16 protein-coding genes and 1 pseudogene are annotated in these 19,537 nt (G+C 61.4%); 8 read left to right on the top strand and 9 right to left on the bottom strand.

Features of this window, described 5'->3' with window-relative positions; genetic code table 11:
* Positions 1 to 188: 188 nt before the first annotated feature.
* Entirely contained in the window at positions 189 to 1,415 is a 1,227-nt protein-coding gene (locus AB4Z35_RS14185; protein ID WP_442097650.1) for a 3-hydroxyacyl-CoA dehydrogenase NAD-binding domain-containing protein, read from the top strand.
* A 176-nt stretch (positions 1,416 to 1,591) separates the two neighbouring features.
* A complete protein-coding gene (locus AB4Z35_RS14180) occupies positions 1,592 to 2,014 on the top strand; it encodes an acyl-CoA thioesterase (protein WP_442097649.1) in 423 nt (140 codons plus the stop codon).
* 68 nt (positions 2,015 to 2,082) lie between these two features.
* Here AB4Z35_RS14180 and AB4Z35_RS14175 read toward each other — a convergent pair whose 3' ends face one another.
* The 4 genes from AB4Z35_RS14175 to AB4Z35_RS14160 form a co-directional block, all read right to left on the bottom strand.
* The gene (locus tag AB4Z35_RS14175; RefSeq protein ID WP_108231478.1) at positions 2,083 to 2,568 is read right to left on the bottom strand and encodes a glycine zipper domain-containing protein; all 486 of its coding nucleotides are present in this window, start codon (positions 2,566 to 2,568) and stop codon (positions 2,083 to 2,085) included.
* 360 nt (positions 2,569 to 2,928) lie between these two features.
* Complete coding sequence (locus AB4Z35_RS14170; protein ID WP_442097648.1) at positions 2,929 to 5,277, bottom strand: FdhF/YdeP family oxidoreductase; 2,349 nt, start codon at positions 5,275 to 5,277, stop codon at positions 2,929 to 2,931.
* Positions 5,274 to 6,113 carry a formate dehydrogenase accessory sulfurtransferase FdhD gene (fdhD, locus tag AB4Z35_RS14165; RefSeq protein WP_108230849.1) on the bottom strand — a complete coding sequence of 280 codons (840 nt, stop codon included), beginning with the start codon at positions 6,111 to 6,113 and terminating at the stop codon, positions 5,274 to 5,276. Before fdhD ends, AB4Z35_RS14170 begins: the two co-directional genes overlap by 4 nt.
* Positions 6,114 to 6,205: 92 nt before the next feature.
* Positions 6,206 to 7,093: a LysR family transcriptional regulator gene (locus AB4Z35_RS14160; RefSeq protein ID WP_442097645.1), complete on the bottom strand. Its 888-nt coding sequence runs from the start codon at positions 7,091 to 7,093 to the stop codon at positions 6,206 to 6,208.
* Between the two features lie 129 nt (positions 7,094 to 7,222).
* Here AB4Z35_RS14160 and lysM point away from each other — a divergent pair, with 129 nt between their 5' ends.
* Positions 7,223 to 7,663 carry a peptidoglycan-binding protein LysM gene (gene lysM / locus AB4Z35_RS14155; RefSeq protein WP_442097644.1) on the top strand — a complete coding sequence of 147 codons (441 nt, stop codon included), beginning with the start codon at positions 7,223 to 7,225 and terminating at the stop codon, positions 7,661 to 7,663.
* 121 nt (positions 7,664 to 7,784) lie between these two features.
* Here lysM and yrfG read toward each other — a convergent pair whose 3' ends face one another.
* Positions 7,785 to 8,447, bottom strand: coding sequence for a GMP/IMP nucleotidase (yrfG, locus tag AB4Z35_RS14150; protein ID WP_008003188.1), 663 nt, complete (start codon positions 8,445 to 8,447; stop codon positions 7,785 to 7,787).
* 88 nt (positions 8,448 to 8,535) lie between these two features.
* Between yrfG and nudE the strand changes: the two genes are divergently transcribed.
* Together nudE and cysQ are read left to right on the top strand one after the other, a co-directional pair.
* On the top strand, positions 8,536 to 9,102 hold the full coding sequence (gene nudE / locus AB4Z35_RS14145; protein WP_008003185.1) for an ADP compounds hydrolase NudE: 567 nt from the start codon (positions 8,536 to 8,538) through the stop codon (positions 9,100 to 9,102).
* Positions 9,099 to 9,917, top strand: a pseudogene (cysQ, locus tag AB4Z35_RS14140) (3'(2'),5'-bisphosphate nucleotidase CysQ); the annotation flags it as partial. The gene nudE and the pseudogene cysQ, both read left to right, overlap by 4 nt.
* Before the next feature lie 88 nt (positions 9,918 to 10,005).
* On the opposite strand, the gene AB4Z35_RS14135 reads toward cysQ, so the two are convergent.
* The 4 genes from AB4Z35_RS14135 to rfbC form a co-directional block, all read right to left on the bottom strand.
* Positions 10,006 to 10,461 (bottom strand): YiiD C-terminal domain-containing protein, encoded by a 456-nt coding sequence (locus AB4Z35_RS14135; RefSeq protein ID WP_442097642.1) that lies wholly within the window; start codon positions 10,459 to 10,461, stop codon positions 10,006 to 10,008.
* Between the two features lie 41 nt (positions 10,462 to 10,502).
* The gene (locus AB4Z35_RS14130; RefSeq protein WP_442097641.1) at positions 10,503 to 11,897 is read right to left on the bottom strand and encodes a sigma-54-dependent transcriptional regulator; all 1,395 of its coding nucleotides are present in this window, start codon (positions 11,895 to 11,897) and stop codon (positions 10,503 to 10,505) included.
* Positions 11,894 to 13,702, bottom strand: a complete 1,809-nt coding sequence (locus AB4Z35_RS14125) for a sensor histidine kinase (RefSeq protein ID WP_008003178.1) — start codon at positions 13,700 to 13,702, stop codon at positions 11,894 to 11,896. Before AB4Z35_RS14125 ends, AB4Z35_RS14130 begins: the two co-directional genes overlap by 4 nt.
* A 93-nt stretch (positions 13,703 to 13,795) precedes the next feature.
* On the bottom strand, positions 13,796 to 14,341 hold the full coding sequence (gene rfbC / locus AB4Z35_RS14120) for a dTDP-4-dehydrorhamnose 3,5-epimerase (protein ID WP_442097639.1): 546 nt from the start codon (positions 14,339 to 14,341) through the stop codon (positions 13,796 to 13,798).
* Positions 14,342 to 14,611: 270 nt separating this feature from the next.
* On the opposite strand from rfbC, the gene AB4Z35_RS14115 reads away from it, so the two are divergent.
* The 3 genes from AB4Z35_RS14115 to AB4Z35_RS14105 all read left to right on the top strand — a co-directional run bounded on the left by AB4Z35_RS14115 (position 14,612) and on the right by AB4Z35_RS14105 (position 19,381).
* Positions 14,612 to 17,524: an aminotransferase gene (locus AB4Z35_RS14115; RefSeq protein ID WP_442097638.1), complete on the top strand. Its 2,913-nt coding sequence runs from the start codon at positions 14,612 to 14,614 to the stop codon at positions 17,522 to 17,524.
* Positions 17,525 to 17,817: 293 nt separating this feature from the next.
* Positions 17,818 to 18,924, top strand: a complete 1,107-nt coding sequence (aguA, locus tag AB4Z35_RS14110; RefSeq protein WP_442097636.1) for an agmatine deiminase — start codon at positions 17,818 to 17,820, stop codon at positions 18,922 to 18,924.
* A gap of 244 nt (positions 18,925 to 19,168) precedes the next feature.
* Positions 19,169 to 19,381: a hypothetical protein gene (locus AB4Z35_RS14105; RefSeq protein WP_008003171.1), complete on the top strand. Its 213-nt coding sequence runs from the start codon at positions 19,169 to 19,171 to the stop codon at positions 19,379 to 19,381.
* The last annotated feature ends 156 nt before the right edge of the window (positions 19,382 to 19,537 follow it).

Below are 19,537 nucleotides of genomic sequence, written 5' to 3'. Positions count from 1 at the left end.
GCACATCCCATAGAGATGGCGACTGACACACCGCTATCGCGAGCAGGCTCGCTCCCACGGGGATTTGCGGTGTTATCAGGGGCACATCCATCCGCTGAATGTTGCTCATCACAGGAATAAATTTCAAAAAATCGCAGTGGCTGACTATGGTGAGGGCTGTCTTCGGATCGCCAACAAGAGAACAAAACATGAGCCAGACACCGACGAATATTCAGCGCGCTGCCGTCATCGGAGCGGGCACCATGGGCCGTGGCATTGTCATGTGCCTGGCCAACGCCGGGGTTGCCGTGCAGTGGGTCGACAACAATCCGCAAATGCTGCAGCAAGCGCTGGCCACCGTGGCGGACACCTACGCCCATAACGTGCGCCAGGGCCGGATTGATCAGGGCGAAGCAGATGCCCGTGTCGCGCGCGTAACGGCGGCAGAAGGTTATGTGGCCATCCGCGATGTCGACCTGGTCATCGAAGCGGTGTACGAAAACCTTGAGCTCAAGCAGAAAATCTTCCGCGAACTGGACGGCCTGCTCAAACCCGAAGCCATTCTGGCCAGCAATACCTCGGCGCTGGACATCGACGCCATTGCTGCGGTTACGGGGCGCCCGCAGCAGGTCCTGGGCCTGCACTTCTTCAGCCCGGCGCACATCATGAAGCTGCTGGAAATCGTCCGTGGCGCGCAGACGGCACCGGCAGTCCTCGATGCGGCACTGGCGCTCGGCCAGCGCATGGGCAAGGTCAGTGTGGTGGCGGGCAATTGCGACGGTTTCATCGGCAACCGCATGCTCAATACCTATGTGCTCGAAGCACGAAAAATGCTGCTGGAAGGCGCTTATCCCTACCAGGTAGATGCAGCGCTGCAAGGCTTCGGTTTCGCCATGGGGCCGTTCCGCATGTTCGATGTGGTGGGCGTCGACCTGCAGTGGCGCGCCCGGCAACTGTCGGGTGTCGGGCAGGATGCGCCGGAAGTTCAGGTGGATAACCGACTGTGCGAAATGGAGCGTTTTGGCCAGAAGAGTGGCAATGGTTATTACCACTATGAACCGGGCAGCCGTCAAGCCGAACATGATCCACAGGTGGACGCGCTGGTGCTGGAAGTCAGTGAAGGGCTGGGGTTCCAGCGTCGCGAGATCGGCCCGCAAGAAATTCTCGAGCGCTGCTTGCTGGCACTGGTCAACGAAGGCGCGAAGATCCTTCAGGAGGGCATTGCCGGATCGGCTCACGATATCGATCTGGTCTACCTCAATGGTTACGGTTTCCCGGCGGACAAGGGCGGGCCGATGGCCTGGGCGGATCAGCAAGGGTTGGCGGACATTCATCGGCGCTTGATGGACCTTGAGACGCGTCAGGGCGATCACTGGAACCCGGCGCGGGTGATTGGTGAGCTGGCGGCGGCTGGCAAGGGGTTTGCTGACAGGTGATTGATGTGGCGCCCGTAAGGACGCCTTCGCGAGCAGGCTCGCTCCCACAGGTGATCGGCGGCGAAGACAGTTAGTGTGTCTGATCGAGATCCAATGTGGGAGCGGGCTTGCTCGCGAAGAACGATAACGCGGTTTTCGTCTTAGACTTGGCGAACTTACTCCAGGAACCAACGCTGATGCCCCAACGCACCGACTACCCCCACTTCCAGCCCATCACCACCCGCTGGCACGACAACGACGCCTACGGTCACGTCAACAACGTTACCTACTACAGCTTCTTCGATACGGCGGTGAACACTTACCTGATCGAAGTCGGCGGCCTGGATATCCATGACGGTGAAGTGGTGGGGTTCGTGGTGAGTTCCTCCTGTGATTACTTTGCTTCCATTGCCTTCCCGGATCGCATCGAGATCGGTCTGCGGGTGGGCAAGTTGGGCAACAGCTCGGTGCAATACGAACTGGCCGTGTTCAAGCAAGGGGAAGACGAAGCCTGTGCGGCAGGGCGCTTCGTGCATGTGTTTGTCGATCGAGCGTCGAATCAACCCGTGGCGATTCCTGCAGGGTTGCGCGGGGAGCTGCAGCGTCTGGTGGTTCAGTAAGGCAAAAAAAATCGCAGCCCTTGGGCTGCGATTTTTGATGTACCAGTTATAGCGAGGCGATGGATGCCTTAGTCGTCGTCGTGCCAGCGATGCTTGCGGTGGCCATAGGCATGACCGTGGTGACGGTGGCCGTCGCGGTAGTAGCGACGACGGTCATGGTCGCGATAGTAACGACGATCGCCGCCTTCATCATCGTACTCTTTGCCCATGTAGTTACCCAGCGCGCCACCGGCACCGCCACCTGCTGCGGCGCCGATCAGGCTGCCGCTGGTGCCGCCCATGCTGCGACCGACCACGTTACCGCCTGCTGCGCCCAACGCACCGCCAAGGGCTGCTTCACCACGGCTGTGCTTGTTTGCGCCGACGGCACTACCACCCGCGCCACCCAGGGCCGCGCCGATGGTGGAACCTGTATTGCCGCCTAACGACTGGCCGACGACCGAGCCCAGAACCCCGCCCAATGCGCCGCCTACACCGGCTTCGGTGGTGCCGCCAGCAGACGCGATACCGCTGACCAGGCCAAGGGACAACAAGAGAATCGAGGAGAACTTCATGGAGGAACCTCAAGGGGATKACGGCGCGATCCTGAGGCTCTGGAATGGGCGTGACAATCGAAATCCGACGAATAACACGACCTGTATACAATATTGCAAGTTACTGTTTTTTGGGCGGAACTTTACGTTTTTTTGCCGGTCTTTTACTACTTCGCAAAGGCCGTTTTCATGAGGAAACGGCCTTTTTTGTGGGCGATTGGAAAGTGTTCAAGCGGTGCTGATACCCGCATTGAATCTTCCGACGCCATCGCGAGCAGGCTCGCTCCCACAGTGGATCCTGGCGGAACACAAATGCTGTGTTCGCCGAAGATCAAATGTGGGAGCGAGCTTGCTCGCGATGGGGCCAGATTAGCCACTACATTACGCAGACCTGGCCATGATCAGCCCGGTCTCACTCGCCGCTTCCAACCGGATCGCCACGAACTTCGAAGTCGGCGTATGGCTGCCATCGCCGGTGCTTTCCAGCGGCACCAGCGGGTTCACTTCCGGGTAGTAGGCCGCCGCTTGCCCGGCCGGGATATCAAACGCCAGCAGCGTGAAGCCTTTTACCCGACGTTCGATGCCATCGTCCCAGAGCGAAACGATGTCAGCCTTCTGCCCCGGCCTGAAGCCCAGGCGAATGATGTCGGCTTCGTTGACGAACAACACATCCCGTTGTCCCTTCACGCCGCGATAACGGTCGTTGAGGCCATAGATGGTGGTGTTGTACTGATCGTGGGAGCGCATCGATTGCATGATCAGGTCCGGTAGCACACCGGTAGCGCGGGTGCGTTCGTGCACCAGGTCTATGGGCAGTGCGTTCGGGCGGAAATTGGCCCGGCCCGAGGCAGTATTCCACTTGCGTGCGCCGGCACTGTTGCCCAGGTAGAAGCCGCCCGGATTCCTGATCTTCTCATTGAAGTCCTTGAAGCCCGGAATGGTCTCGGCGATCAGGTCGCGGATGCGGCCGTAGTCGGCCACCAGCCAGCTCCAGTCCACCGGGTGGCTGCCCAGGGTCGCGGCAGCGATGCCGGCCAGGATCGCCGGTTCCGAACGCATCTGGTTCGACAGCCGCTGCAACTGACCGTTGGAGGCGTGGACCATGCTGAACGAATCTTCGACGGTCACCGCTTGCGGGCCTTCGGTCTGGATATCGATGTCGGTGCGGCCCAGGCACGGCAGGATCAGCGCGTCCTTGCCGTGGGTCAGATGGCTGCGGTTGAGCTTGGTGCTGATCTGCACGGTCAGGTCGCAGTTTTGCAGGGCCTGGAACGTGCGCGGGCTGTCTGGAGTGGCCTGGGCGAAGTTGCCGCCCAGACCAATGAAGACTTTTGCCCGGCCTTCAGCCATGGCGTGAATGGCCTCGACCACGTTGTGGCCATTGTGGCGCGGTACCTTGAACTGGAAGCGACGCTCCAGGGAGTCGAGGAATGCCACGGGCGGGCGCTCGTTGATGCCCATGGTCCGGTCGCCCTGCACATTGCTGTGGCCACGCACCGGGCACAGCCCGGCACCCGGCCGGCCAATGTTGCCGCGCAGCAACATCAGGTTGGCGATTTCCTGGATGGTCGCCACCGAATGGCGGTGTTGGGTGATGCCCATGGCCCAGCACATGATGACGTTCTTGCTCTTGGCATACATGCGTGCCGCTTGTTCGATCTCTACCAGGGGCAGGCCCGACTGCTCAACGATCTGCTCCCACGGCGTCTCGTCGATAGTCGCCAGGTACTCCAGCACGTTGGCGCTGTGCTCATTGAGGAAGTCGTGGTCGAACACCGCCGGGGCACCGGTTTTCTGCGCGTCGCGCTCCCACAGCAGGAGGAATTTCGCCATGCCGCGCATGATCGCCATGTCGCCACCCAGGGCCGGGCGGAAGAACGCGGTGTTGGTCGGCTTGTCGCCGTTGGTGAGCATTTCGATCGCGTGCTGCGGATGCTGGAAGCGCTCCAGGCCGCGCTCTTTCAGCGGGTTGATGCACACCACTTGAGCGCCGCGCTTCACCGCTTCGCGCAGCGGTTCGAGCATCCGTGGGTGGTTGGTGCCGGGGTTCTGGCCCCAGACGAAAATCGCATCGGCGTGTTCGAAGTCGTCGAACGTCACGGTGCCTTTGCCGACACCGACACTTTGCGACAACGCGACACCGCTGGCCTCGTGACACATGTTCGAGCAGTCAGGGAAGTTGTTGGTGCCATAGGCGCGCACGAACAGCTGATAGAGAAAAGCCGCTTCGTTGCTGGCCCGCCCCGAGGTGTAGAACTCGGCCTGATCCGGGCTCGACAAGCCGTTCAGGTGTTTGGCGATCAGCGCGAACGCGTCGTCCCAACTGATCGGTTGGTAGCGATCGGTCTCGGCGTTGTAGCTCATTGGCTCAGTCAGGCGGCCCTGATATTCGAGCCAATAATCGCTTTGCTCCAGCAGCGAAGTGACGCTGTGTCTGGCGAAGAATTTGGCATCGACACGGCGTTTGGTCGCTTCCCAGTTCACCGCCTTGGCGCCGTTCTCGCAGAACATCACCATGCCGCCTTCCTGAGAGTCGCCCCAGGCGCAACCGGGACAGTCGAAGCCGCCGTTCTTGTTGGTCTTGAGCATCATGCGCAGGTTTTTCAGCGCGTTGTCGCTGGTCAACCAGGCCTGGGCGACGCTGATCAGTGCGCCCCAGCCACCGGCCGGGCCTTTGTAGGGCTTGTAGCGAGGGACGGGTTTCTGGTCGGCTTGACGGTGTTGACTCACGCTTGTTTCTCCAACGTTGGGCTGTAGACCCGCGGCGCATTCTTCTGTGGCAGATGGATGAGATTGAGGTTGTGCCGACGGGCCCATTGCACGGCGAGGCCCGTGGGCGACGACAGGCTGACCAGGGTCTGGATGCCGGCGCGCAAGACTTTCTGGATCAGTTCGAGGCTGCAACGGCTGGTGACAATCGCCAGGCCGCCCGCGGTCGGGATGTTCTGGCGGACAAGTCCACCGATCAGCTTGTCGAGGGCGTTGTGCCGGCCGATGTCTTCGCGACCCAGCAGCAACTCGCCCTTGTCATTCATGAACACTGCCGCATGCACGGCACCGCAATGCTGGCCCAAGGGCTGGAAGGCGCCGATTCGCTCGCGCAGACCATCCAGCCATTCGACTGGCGGCAGCGGGGCGCCGGGCAATACCTGAAGGTCCGGCAACGCCTGCTCGACCGCTTCCACGCCGCACAGCCCGCAACCGCTGGTGCCGGCCAGTTGCCGTCGCTGTTGCTTGAGGTTCCAGAAGGCGCGGTTGGCAATGGTCACTTGCGCGTATTGCGCCGCCCCCGAGCCGCTGAGTTGCAGGTCATAGATGTCCGTGGCGTCCTGGATGATGCCGCTGCCCAGGCTGAAGCCGACGATGAAGTCTTCGAGGTCCGTCGGTGTCACCAGCATGACCGCCTGGCTGATGCCGTTGTAAGCAATCGCCAACGCGACTTCCTCGGCCAGCGCGGTGCTGGTCGACTCCGTGTCTTCAAGGTTGCTGTAACTGTATGTCTGGCTGGCGGCGGGCGCGGGCGTTTCGAGGGCAGGCGCCGCGCAGGCAGGGCGCTTGGTGTTCATGGCATCACCGACGGTTTGATCAGCTTTAAGACTAGGCGTGACAACTTGTCACGTCTAATCGTTAGTACTGATCTGCCGATAGATGCCGTCGATCAGGCGCGCGTCAGTGATTGCTGATAAATCGCGAAGCACGCCTCTGCCAGCGCCGATCGCGGTGCGCTACGACGCATGATCAGCCCCAGCCGACCAAGGGTCTGGGCGCTTTCGATGGGTTGCAGGCGCAAGTGTTCGGTCAGCCCTTCGAGGCCACCGTCCAATGGCATCACGGCGCAACACAGGCCGCCGTGCACAGCTTGTAACAGTTGATGGACGGCATCGGTCTGCAACAAGGGTTGTGGGGTGAGGCCGCGGCTGTGGAAGTTGTGGTCGATGGACTGGCGAAAGTGCATGCCGCTGGTGAGCATGCCCAGTGGCAGTTCGATCAATGATTCCCAGCTCAGCGGCGCCTCGCCAAAGGTGAAAAAGCGTTGGTCGTAGAGCAGGCCCATGCGGGTTTCGCTGAAAGCCAGGGAGTCGAAATGTTCGGTGTCCAGGCGCTCCAGGTAGGAGACGCCGAGGTCCAGGCGATTATTCGCCAGTTGTTCGAGGATCTGCTCGGAGCTCAGTGCCGAGAGTTCGAAGCGCAGGTTCGGATGTTCCCCGTGCAGGCGTTGCAGCAGCGGCAACGGATCGAAGCTCGACAGTGGCACCATACCCAGACGCAAGGTCCCGACCAGGTTGCCGCGACAGGCGGCCGCCTCGGCGTACAGGCCGTCGTAGGCCGCCAGCACCGTGCGCGCCCAGGCCAGCACCCGCTCGCCCGGCGCCGTAAAACCTTCGAAGCGCTGACCACGATTGACCAGCGGCAGGTCGAGTTCTTCTTCGAGGCTGCGCAGGCGCATGGACAGGGTCGGCTGGGTGATGTGGCAGCGTGCGGCGGCCTGGCCGAAATGGCGGGTTTCGTCGAGCGCGATGAGGAATTTCAGCTGCTTGATGTCCATCTTCGCTCCTGGGTGCGGGAAGGGGGCCGATTCTATCGCAAGCGGGGTCATTGGTCGGGTTGGAATCGCAGGTGACAGTCGTGGTCTAGGCTTTGGCGTCCGGAACCCGAAACCCAAGGAGAGTGCACCATGAGTCTTTTTAGCTTTGTGAAAGAAGCAGGCGAAAAGCTGCTGGATTTGCTGACGCCTGGCAACGCCAATGCCAGTGAGCAGTTGAAGGAGCACATCAAAAAGGTCGGCCTGGGCAACCCGAATGTGCAGGCGACGGTCGATGGCGACAAGGTCACGGTGACCGGCGAAGTGGCGAGCCAGGAAGAGAAGGAGAAGATCCTGCTGGCGGTGGGCAACATCGCCGGGGTTGGCAGCGTGGATGATCAGATTACCGTGACCGGGCCTGTCGTTGCTGCGGCGCGTTTTGTGGTCGTGAAAAAGGGCGACACCCTCAGCGCGATATCCTTGGCCGTATATGGCRATGCCAACCAGTACAACAAAATCTTCGAGGCCAATAAACCGATGCTGTCGCACCCGGACAAGATCTATCCGGGGCAGTCGTTGCGGATTCCTGAGTAATCTTCAAGACCGCTATCGCGAGCAAGCTCGCTCCCACACTGAATTCCGTCGTGAGCAAATATTGTGTTCACCGAAGTTCCAATGTGGGAGCGAGCTTGCTCGCGATTGCTGGCAACTCGGTCTAGAGCCCTGCAATCAAATCCCGATAATCCCCGACCGCTGCAAACTCCGCGGTGTCCTTCGGCCCCTTGCGGCTGTCTGGCTCGCGCACGGCCAGTAAATGCGCTACACCGAAATCCCGTGCACTGCGCAGGATCGGCAAGGTGTCGTCGATGAACAGGCTGCGCGCCGGATCGAAATCGATATCGGCTTGCAGCGCATCCCAGAACTGCGGGTTTTCCTTGGGGAAACCGTAGTCATGGGAGCTGATCAAACGTTCGAAGTAGGGCGCCAGTTGGATTTTTTCCAGCTTCAACGACAGCGCATCCCGATGGGCATTGGTGATCAGCACCACGCGCTTGCCGGCCTGTTTGATCGCCGCCAGAAAGGTATCGGCATCCGGGCGCAGGGCGATCAGGTGAGCGGTTTCCAGTTTCAGGTCGCGCACCGACAGCTTCAATTCGGCGCTCCAGAAATCCAGGCAGTACCACTGCAACTGGCCGGCATTGCGCTCGAACAACGGCTGCAACTCCATCTCGGCCATGGCCCGGCTGACCCCGTGCAGTTCGGCGTAACGCTGGGGCAGATGCTCCATCCAGAAGTGGTTGTCGAAATGCAGGTCCAGCAGCGTGCCGTCCATGTCCAGCAGAACGGTATCGATGTCGGACCAGGGTAATGAAGGCATGGCAAAGTCTCGGGCGGTAGAAAGATATCTGGCATAAACAATCGGGTAAGCCGCGTTATAGTAGCGCGTTCACGCCAAGGAGCTTTGCATGCGCCAGAAACCCACCATACTCGCCCGCGAAATTGTCGCCACCAGTCGATTGTTCTGCGTGGAAGAGCTGAAGCTGCGTTTTTCCAACGGCGTGGAGCGCACGTATGAACGCCTGGTCGGCAAGGGTGCCGGGTACGGCGCGGTGATGATCGTGGCGATGCTCGATGCCGAGCACGCGGTGCTGGTCGAGGAGTATTGCGGCGGCACGGATGAATATGAAATGTCGTTGCCCAAGGGCTTGATCGAGCCGGGCGAAGACGTGTTGGCGGCGGCCGAGCGTGAGCTCAAGGAAGAGGCTGGTTTCGGCGCGCGGCAGCTGGAGCACCTGACCGAGCTGTCGCTGTCCCCCGGTTACATGAGCCAGAAGATTCAAGTGGTACTGGCCTCCGACCTCTACGAAGAGCGCCTGGAGGGCGACGAGCCAGAGCCGATGCGGGTGGACAAGGTCAATCTGCGTGAGCTCTCGGCGCTGGCACAAAACCCGCAATTTACCGAAGGCCGTGCCTTGGCGGCGCTGTACCTGGCCCGAGACCTGTTGACTCAGCGCGGAGCGTTCCAGCCATGAATTTCCCGCATCCATTGATGGCACCGGTCATCGAACTGGCCTTGCAGGCAGGGGATGCGATCCTGCCGTTCTGGCGCACAGGCACCGCCGTCACGGCGAAGGCTGATGATTCGCCGGTGACCGCTGCTGACCTGGCCGCGCACCACCTGATTCTGGCCGGGCTGACGGCGCTCGATCCGGGCATCCCGGTGCTCTCCGAAGAGGACGCCAATATTCCCCAAAGCGTGCGGGCCGGATGGCAGCGCTGGTGGCTGGTCGATCCGCTGGATGGCACCAAGGAGTTCATCAGCGGCAGCGAGGAGTTCACCGTCAACATCGCCCTGATCGAAAACGGTCGAGTGGTGTTCGGCGTGGTGTCGATGCCGACCAACGGGCGTTTCTATGTCGGTGGTGCAGGGCTCGGCGCGTGGCGTGGCGATAAGGGCGGCACGCCGATGGCGATTCAGGTGCGAGACGTCCCGGCGCCCGGCGAGTCGTTCACCGTGGTGGCCAGCCGTCGCCATTCGAGCCCGGAGCAGGAGCGGTTACTGGCCGGGTTGAGCGCCAGCCTTGGCGAGCTGCAACTGGCCAATATCGGCAGTTCGCTGAAATTCTGTTTGCTGGCTGAAGGGGCCGCAGATTGCTATCCGCGCCTTGCACCGACTTCGCAGTGGGACACGGCGGCCGCCCAAGGCGTACTGGAAGGTGCAGGCGGTGAAGTGCTGGAGCTGAGCGGTGAGCCGTTCAGTTATCCGGCGCGGGAGTCGCTGTTGAATGCGTTTTTTCTGGCGTTGCCGGCGAAGGCGGCGTGGCGGGAGAAATCGAGCTTGCTCGCGATGGCGGTGGGTCAGGCAACTACAATGTTGGCCTGGACGACCCCATCGCGAGCAAGCTCGCTCCCACAGGTTTTGCGGTGGTCCCGATTTAGCGGTGCAGCACGTACTGCCCGACAAACCTCACCGCATCCTCTTCACGGCCTTCATTGACGACCCGCGTATGCAAGGTCAACCGCGCTCGGCTGTATCGCTGGAACGTGGTCAGGAATTTCTTCCAGATCACCGGATCCGGCGCCTGGCAAATGGCGTTGGCATCGCCCGTCACCGGCAGCGGATAGCTGATCTGCCCTTCCTGAATCACGATGTGCCCGTCTGTAATACCTTCTTCCTTGAGTCGCAAATGCAGCCAGCCCCAACCGGCCAGGACCGCGCCGCAATACAGGCTGCCGCCGAACATGGTGCTCTTGTGGTTGACGTTGGCTTCCAGCGGCAAGTGCAGGCGCAGTTGCTGGTCATGCCAGTCGAGCACTTTGAGGCCCATGTCCCGGGTGAGGGGAATGTCGTGATGGAGGACTGATTCCAGTTGTCGACTGTCGCGGCTCATTCAGGGGGCCTCTTGCTTGAAGTGGATGATTGGACGGTAACTCAGTCGAGGTCGTCAGGGTGGGCTGAAGCACCACTGTCGGCGAAACTCAGGCCGTGTTTGCGCAGTTTGTCGTGCAGGGTCTTGCGCGGAATGCCGAGGGCTTCGGCGACGCTGCGCACGGAACTGTGCGAGCGCGCCAGTTCGGCGGCGATGAGCGTTTTTTCGAAGTTCTCCACTTGCTCGCTCAAACCACCACTGACGACTTCGGCCATATTGCCAGCGCCGCCTTGCGGCGTGCTGTTGTCGAGGGCCAGTTCCAGCCCGAGGGCAAAACGCTCGGCCGCGTTTTGCAGCTCGCGCACGTTGCCGGGCCAGGTGTGGCGAAGCAGCAAGGCTCGTTGCCCCGGTTGCAGTTCATGGGGCGGCAAGCCGTGGCGGGCACTGGCTTCATCGGCGAAATGCTGGAACAGCATCAGCGCGTCTTCGCCCCGTTCGCGCAAGGGTGGAATCCGCAGCGGCGCGACGTTCAGGCGGTAATACAAGTCGGCACGGAAGCGCCCTTGATCCGCTGCCTGGCGCAGGTCTTCCTTGGTCGCGGCGATGATGCGGATATCCAGGGGGATCAGTTGATTGCCGCCCAGGCGTTCGACTACACGCTCCTGCAGCAAGCGCAGCAATTTGACCTGTACATCCAGGCTCATGCTTTCGATTTCATCAAGGAATAGCGTGCCGCCATTGGCGAATTCGAACTTGCCGATGCGGCGTTTCTGCGCGCCAGTGAAAGCGCCGGGCTCGTGGCCGAACAGCTCGCTTTCGACCACTGATTCGGCCAGGGCACCGGCGTTGATCGCCACGAACGGTCCGTTACGACGGCCTGATAAATCGTGCAGCGCCCGGGCCACGACTTCTTTGCCCGCGCCGGTTTCGCCGAGGATCAGCACGTCGGCTCTGGTCGCCGCCAGGGCGCCGATCTGCTCGCGCAGGCGCAGCATCGAAGATGATTGACCAACCAGTCGTGTGCTCAGCTCGTTGCGGTCACTCAAGGCCAACCGCAGGCTGCGGTTGTCCAGCACCAGTCGGCGCAGGGCCAACGCGCGGCGCACGCTGTCGAGCAGGGCGTCGCTGGCGAACGGCTTCTCCAGAAAGTCATAAGCCCCGGCGCGCATGGCCTGCACCGCCAACGGTACATCGCCGTGGCCGGTGATCAACAGCACTGGTAGCTCAGGGTCCTGGGCGTGCAGTTCGGTCAACAGTTCGAGACCGTCCATGCCGGGCATGCGGATGTCGCTGACCACCACCCCTGGCCAATCACGTTGAAGTTGTGCGGCCAGGCCCTTGGCTTCGGCCAGCGGCAGGATTTTCAGGCCCGCCAGATCCAGCGTCTGGCTCAAGGCCTGGCGCAAGTGGGGATCGTCGTCGATCAACACGACCTGAATGCGGTTGTCGATGGTCATGCACTTCGGTCCTCGGACGGTTGCAGGCTCACGCCTGGTGCGCCTGCGCGCAGCTTCAGGGTAATCAGGGCGCCGCCTTCCTTGTGGTTGGCGAACGACAGTTCACCGCCGAAGGCGCGCATCAGGGTTTCGCAAATTGCCAGCCCTAAACCCAGGCCCTGGGTTCGGGTCTTGGTGGTGTAGAACGGCTCGCTGGCGCGCCCAAGGGCTTCCATGCAAAAGCCGGGGCCGTTGTCGCGAATGTACAGGTTGACGCCATCGGCCGTGGATTGGGCACTCAGCCAGAGTTTACGTGGCGGACCTTTCTCCGTCAGGGCATCCAGGGCGTTGGCCAGCAGATTGCCGAGTACCTGGCGCAAGCGGGTTTCCCCGGCTTCGACCCACAGGGTGGCGGCCGGCAAGTCGCGGATCAGTTCGACGTCCATGCTGCGTCGACGCTTGGCCAGCAGGGCCAGGGCATCATCCAGCGCCGGTTGCAGGGCGACGCTTTCCGGGGCGTGCCGGTCGCGTCGGGCGAAGGCGCGCAGGTGGGCGATGATCGAGGCCATGCGACCGGTCAATTCGCTGATCAGCTTGAGGTTGCCGCGGGCATCGTCGGTGCGCTGGTGATCGAGCAGCACCTCGGCGTTTTCCGCGTAGCTGCGAATCGCTGCCAGCGGCTGATTGAGTTCGTGGCTGATGCTCGCCGACATCGTGCCCAGTGCCGACAATTTGCCGGCCTGCACCAGATCATCCTGGGCGCGTACCAGCTCCTGCTGGGCCTGTTCGCGTTCCAGCACTTCCTGTTTCAGGCGCCGGTTCAGGCCTTCGAGATCGCTGGTGCGTTCGGCGACCCGACCTTCCAGTTCACGGCGGGCCTTGGCTTCAAAGGCAATGCGTTCCAGGTAATGACGGCGGCGCTGCATCATCAGCCCGAGCAGCAGCATCAACACCAGAAGCGTTGCACCACCGATGGCCACCACCGTGCGCACCGGGCGGTCGATCAAGGTACGCGGGGCGAGGATGCTGACATTCCAGCCGGTTTCGGCGATCTGCTGAGTCTGGGTCAGCCAGGCATTGGGATTGAGCTCCAGCGGTTTTGGCTCGCGGGTCGGGTAGGGTTGAATCGCGGTGATGGCTTTGCTTTCTTCCTCGTTCAACGGGCGGGTCGAGCGGAATCGCCACTCCGGTCGCGACGTGAGAATGACGACGCCGTTGTGGTCGGTCAGCAGCAGTTGTTCCGGGGTCTTGCCCCACAGGCTTTCGGTGTGGTCGAGGTCGACCTTGACCACCAGCACGCCGACGATTTTCTCGCCATCGCGCACACCGGCGGCGAAGAAGTAACCGCGCTTGGCGGAGGTGGTGCCCAGCCCGAAAAAGCGCCCGAGCTGTCCGGCCATGGCTTCGCTGAAATATGGCCGGAAGGAAAAATTGCGCCCGACAAAACTGTCGTGCTTGTCCCAGTTGGAGGCGGCCAGGGTCTTGCCGGTGACATCCATCAGGTACATGACTTCGGCACCGGTCTGGGTGGCGATGTTTTTCAGCAGGCGGTTGGCATTGCCCTGGGTGACGCCATCGTCCGGTGCGCCGAGAACCGCGCGTAGAGCCGGCAGGTCGCCGAGGATCTGCGGTAACACTTCATAGCGGTGCAGGGTACCCAACAGGTTGGCAACGTAGAGGTCGAGGGTCTGACGATTCTGACTGGCCAGTTCGCTGCGGTAATAGCGCTCGGCAAGATGCTCCAGCGGCCACAGCAATGGCGCCAGGCACAGTGCCAGCAGGGCCAGGCTGCGCCAGCGGGGTCTGGGGGGGAGGGTCGGTTTCATAAGCAGCATGCGCCTGTGGGTACAGGCGCATTATGCCTAGGCTTGCCCGCCTTGGGTCAGGTGCATCTTGATAGGCGAGCTTCAGCCGGCCTATCAGGCAAAGACGTCGGCATCCTTGAAAAATACGCCGGCCTGATCTTTTGCCGACAACTGCGGTGCTGCGTCCAATTGCCAGTCGATGGCCAGGTCCGGGTCGTCCCAGCGAATACTGCGCTCGGCCGATGGCGTGTAGTAGTCGGTGGTTTTGTAAAGAAACTCGGCAAATTCGCTCAAGACCACGAACCCGTGGGCGAAACCTTCCGGGACCCAGAGCTGGCGATGATTGTCGGCAGACAGGCGCACGGCGACCCATTTACCGAAGTGCGGCGAGCTGCGGCGTATGTCCACGGCGACGTCCAGCACTTCACCGACCGTGACGCGAACCAGTTTTCCCTGGGTATTTTCCAGTTGGTAATGCAGACCGCGCAGCACGCCCTTCTGCGAGCGGGAGTGATTGTCTTGAACGAAATCAGTGTCGAGTCCGGTGGCCTCTTTGAAGGCCCTGGCGTTGAAGCTTTCGTAGAAGAAACCACGCTCGTCACCAAAGACCTTGGGTTCAAGGATCAGAACACCGGGCAGGTCGGTGGTCACTACATTCATGGTGATTCTCCAGTAACAGGCGTTTGATGGCCGCCATTCTTGCGCAAAGTGCCATTCGAGGCGAGTAGCAGAACAAAGCCTGTGGGAGCGGGCTTGCTCGCGAAGAGGGCGTGTCAGTCACATTCAGGCTGCCTGTCACCCCGCCTTCGTCGGAACGCCGCCCGGAGCAAGCCCGCTCCCACAAATGCCCTCATACCGGCTTGCGGGGGGTTGCGTATCGCCCGAAGCAGTGGCGATATAGACGCCTAATAAAATTTCAGGGGTCGTTGTATGCCGCTCGCCACGTTGATTCATCGCGCCAGTTTGCCCAGCCCGCAGGTGTCTGCGGAGCAGGCGCTAGAACTGCTGGAAGAACATTACGGGTTCAGCGGCAGATTGCAGGCCCTTGGCAGCCAGCAAGACCTGAACTACCGCGTCGACAGCGAGCGGGGGCGTTTTGTCCTGAAAATCTGCCGTGGCGATTATTCCGCGCTGGAGATTCAAGCCCAGCACGCCGGCCTCAAGCATCTGGATGGGCACCCGCAAGTGCATGTGCCGCGGGTGATGCCGGCAAAAAATGGTGCGGACCTGCTGTCACTGGAGGTGGGTGGCCAGGCGGTTCATGTGCGACTGCTCGATTACATCGAAGGCCAGCCCTTGACGAGCCTCGGGCATTTCAGTCGTACGGTGGTGGCCGGTTTCGGCCGACTGTGCGGCGAGATGGACCTGGCCCTGGCGGATTTCGACCATCCAGGGCTGGAGCGAACCCTGCAATGGGACGCCCGCCATGCCCACGCCTTGATCGCGCACTTGCTGCCGGTGATCAAGGATGAAACCCGGCGCAAACTGATCGTCGAAGCGTCCGGGCAAGCCGAGCGGCATTTGCAGCCACTGGAAGCCAAACTGCCGGTGCAGGCCATTCATATGGACATCACCGACGACAACGTGGTGTGGCAGCGCGATGCGCAACGCCATTGGCAACTGCAAGGCGTGATCGATTTCGGTGACCTGGTGCGCACCTGGCGCATTACCGATCTGTCGGTCACCTGCGCTGCGCTGCTGCATCATGGCGAAGGCGATCCGTTGTGCATTTTGCCGGCAATCCAGGCGTATCACGCGGTCAACCCGTTGCAACACGAAGAGCTGCTGGCGCTGTGGCCGCTGATCGTCGCCCGGGCGGCGGTGCTGGTGCTCAGCGGCGAACAGCAGGTCAGCATCGATCCGGGCAATGCCTACAGCCGCGACAACCTGGTCCATGAATGGGAAATCTTCCGTGTGGCCACGTCGGTGCCGTTGGCGTTGATGGAAGCGGCAATCCTCACGGCCGTCGGCCAGAACCTGCCAGCCATCGGCAGCGAAGGCTTCGCGCCACTGTTGCCGAGCCTGGTGGGGCGTGAGTTCGCCTTGATCGACCTGGGCGTGCTCAGTCCGCATTTCGAGGCCGGGAACTGGGAGCAGGAGGGAGTCGATCAGCGCCTGCTGGATGAAGCGGCCGCGGCACATGGCCTGGCGGCCAGTCGCTACGGACAATACCGCCTGTCCCATACCCGCCCGGACAGCGCCACTGAACCGGACACTTGCCCGTTGCACGTCGAGTTGCGTGTGCCTCAGGGTACAGCGGTCGAAGCGCCGTTTGCGGGGGTGGTGCATTACCCATCGACGGGCGTGCTGCAACTGGACGGCCCGCAATTGAGTGTGCGGCTTTGGGGCGTCACACCGTCGCTGCACAGCGGCGCGGCACTGGTCAAAGGCCAGGTACTGGGTTCGGTCAGCGGGCCTTTGATCGTGCAGTTGTGCCGTGACGCGTCGATTGATGCACCACTGTTCTGTACGCCTTCGCGCGCGGCGGCCTGGCAAGCGTTGTGCCCTTCGCCGGCCGCGTTGCTGGGGCTGGCCTGTGATGCCGAAGCCGAGCTTGACGGACCGACCCTGTTGGCCCGGCGCGATGCCAGCTTTGCCCGTACGCAAAAGCACTATTACGTTGATCCGCCGCGCATCGAGCGTGGCTGGCGCAACCATCTGATCGACATGCAGGGCCGATCCTACCTCGACATGCTCAACAACGTTGCGGTATTGGGTCACGGTCATCCACGCATGGCCGTCGTCGCCAGCCGCCAGTGGTCATTGCTCAACACCAACTCGCGCTTCAACTACGCAGCCGTGGCCGAGTTCTCCGAGCGTTTGCTGAAGCTGTCCCCGGAAGGCATGGATCGGGTGTTCCTGGTCAACAGCGGCAGCGAGGCCAACGACCTGGCGATTCGCCTGGCGTGGGCCTACAGCGGCGGCCGAGACATGCTTAGCGTGCTGGAGGCCTATCACGGCTGGACGGTTGGCGCAGACTCGGTGTCGACCTCGATCGCCGACAACCCCAAGGCCTTGAGCAGCCGCCCGGACTGGGTGCACCCGGTGACCGCGCCAAACACCTATCGCGGTGAATTCCGTGGCCCCGACAGTGCGCCGGATTATGTGCGCAGCGTCGAGCACAACCTGGCGAAAATCGCCGGGCAGAAACGCCAACTGGCCGGTTTCATCTGCGAGCCGGTGTACGGCAATGCCGGCGGTATCTCGCTGCCACCCGGCTATTTGAAACAAGTCTATGGCATGGTCCGGGCCCGGGGCGGCGTGTGCATCGCCGACGAAGTGCAGGTCGGCTACGGACGCATGGGCGATTTCTTCTGGGGCTTCGAAGAGCAAGGCGTGGTGCCGGACATCATCACCATGGCCAAGGGCATGGGCAACGGCCAGCCGCTGGGCGCGGTCATCACCCGCCGGGAAATCGCCGAGGCGCTCGAGGCCGAGGGTTACTTCTTCTCCTCCGCTGGCGGCAGCCCGGTGAGCTGCCAGGTCGGCATGGCCGTGCTGGATGTGATGGAAGAGGAAAAGCTCTGGGAGAACGCCCAGGTCGTTGGCGGGCATTTCAAGCAGCGCCTCGAAGCGTTGATCGATATTCATCCGTTAGTGGGTGCGGTGCACGGTTCCGGTTTCTACCTGGGCGTCGAACTGATCCGCAACCGCGAAACCCTGGAGCCGGCCACCGAAGAAACCACGGCACTGTGCGATCGCTTGCGTGAGCTGGGGATCTTCATGCAGCCGACCGGCGATTACCTGAACATCCTCAAGATCAAACCGCCGATGGTCACCTCGCGCCAGAGCGTGGATTTCTTCGTGGACATGCTGTCGAAGGTGCTTGCAGAAGGGCTGTAAACACCTCCCTCTGTAAATGCGGCCCAATGTGGGAGCGGGCTTGCTCGCGAAAGCGGTATTCCAGGCTCAATATTTGCGTCGGATGTACCGGCCTCTTCGCGAGCAAGCCCGCTCCCACATGAATGGTGGTTCTAGTTCGATTGATATCGACATATTGTCGACTGTTTTTGTAAGTCTGGATGTAAGGTGCTTTAAAAGCCGATATTTATCGGATATAAAGTGACCAGTCCACGGCGTGTACCCATGCGCTTTCTTTTCTGTCAGGCATCAACGCCACCCTGGAGTCCTGATCCATGACCACTTTGAACAGCACCCCTCGCGCCGACGGCTTCTACATGCCAGCCGAGTGGGCACCCCAAACCCAGACCTGGATGATCTGGCCCGAGCGCCCGGACAACTGGCGCCTGGGTGGCAAACCGGCACAGGCCGCGCACGTGGCAGTGGCCAAAGCCATCGCCCGTTTCGAACCGGTGACCGTGGCGGTTTCCGCCGGCCAGTACGAAAACGCCCGTGCCCGTCTGGACGTGCCGAATATTCGCGTGGTGGAAATGTCCAGCGACGACGCCTGGGTTCGCGACTCCGGTCCGACCTTCGTCATCAATAACAGTGGCGAAGTCCGTGGTGTGAACTGGGACTTCAATGCCTGGGGCGGTTTTGACGGCGGTCTGTATTCGCCGTGGAACCGTGATTCGCAGGTCGGTGGCAAGATCCTCGAGATCGAACGCAGCCCGCGTTACCGCACCGAAGGCTTCGTGCTTGAAGGTGGTTCGATTCACGTCGATGGCGAAGGCACGCTGATCACCACCGAAGAATGCCTGCTCAACCGCAATCGCAACCCGCACATGAACCGCGAAGAAATCGAAGCGGTCCTGAGTGCGAACCTGGCTGTGGATAAAATCATCTGGCTGCCGGATGGTTTGTTCAACGACGAAACCGACGGCCATGTGGATAACTTCTGCTGCTACGTGCGTCCGGGCGAAGTGCTGCTGGCCTGGACCGATGATCCGCAGGACCCGAACTACCCGCGCTGCCAGGCGGCGATGAAAGTGCTGCAAAGCAGCACCGACGCCAAGGGCCGCCCGTTCACGGTGCACAAAATGCCGATCCCGGGTCCGCTGTTTGCGACCGAGGAAGAGTGCGCCGGTGTCGACCCGGTGGATGGTACGCAGGAGCGCAACCCTAGCGTTCGTCTGGCCGGTTCCTACGTGAACTTCCTGATCGTCAACGGCGGCATCATCGCACCGAGCTTTGACGACCCGCAGGATGGCCCGGCCAGGGAAATCCTGCAGAGCCTGTTCCCACAGCATGAAGTGGTGATGGTGCCTGGTCGTGAACTGTTACTGGGGGGCGGCAACATTCACTGCCTTACCCAGCAGCAACCCGCGCCGCACAAGGAGTGAGTGCGGTCGTAACAGCTTGAGTTGATTGCGAAATTTCTCAGCCTGTAAATCAGCCTCCATCATTGCACGGAGCCCGCAGCCCTTCAGGGTTGCGGGCTTTTTTGTATCCGCCAGGGCTCACTTCAGACACCTTGGCACAGCTCTTGTATCTCTGCTGTTGTAACTCGGGGAGGGAGAGGACTTCGATGTTCTGTCATAAACCTTGGATAAGTTAGCCGCTCACAAACCGGGAGAGAGCGCTGAAATGAACGCCGAAGTGAATGTTGTGGGCGAAAAGGCGTTGCATCCCCTGGCAGTAAACAGCGAATCGCTCCAGATCCTGGCGCACTGGTTCAAGTCCAATGGAATGCGTCAGATCAGCGAAACTGATCCGCGCCGGACGATGATCGAGCGTTACCCTGCTGGTTTATTCAGCGAGGCGGAACTGGATGCGTTGTGGGATGTGATGGAAGGATAAGAAGAACAACGGATTGATCAAGAAAAAGCGCTGCCGGGATGGCAGCGCTTTTTTTTGCCCGCAGATTCATGCAGTCACCACGATCCCCTGTGGGAGCGAGCTTGCTCCGGGCGGCGTTCCGACGATAGCGGTGGGCCAGTCAACAAAAATGTCGAC

The sequence above is a fragment of the Pseudomonas sp. KB_15 genome, assembly GCF_052114525.1.
Classification (GTDB): domain Bacteria; phylum Pseudomonadota; class Gammaproteobacteria; order Pseudomonadales; family Pseudomonadaceae; genus Aquipseudomonas.
Note: the sequence above shows the minus strand (reverse complement) of the source record. Positions and strands in the feature narration are given on the sequence as shown.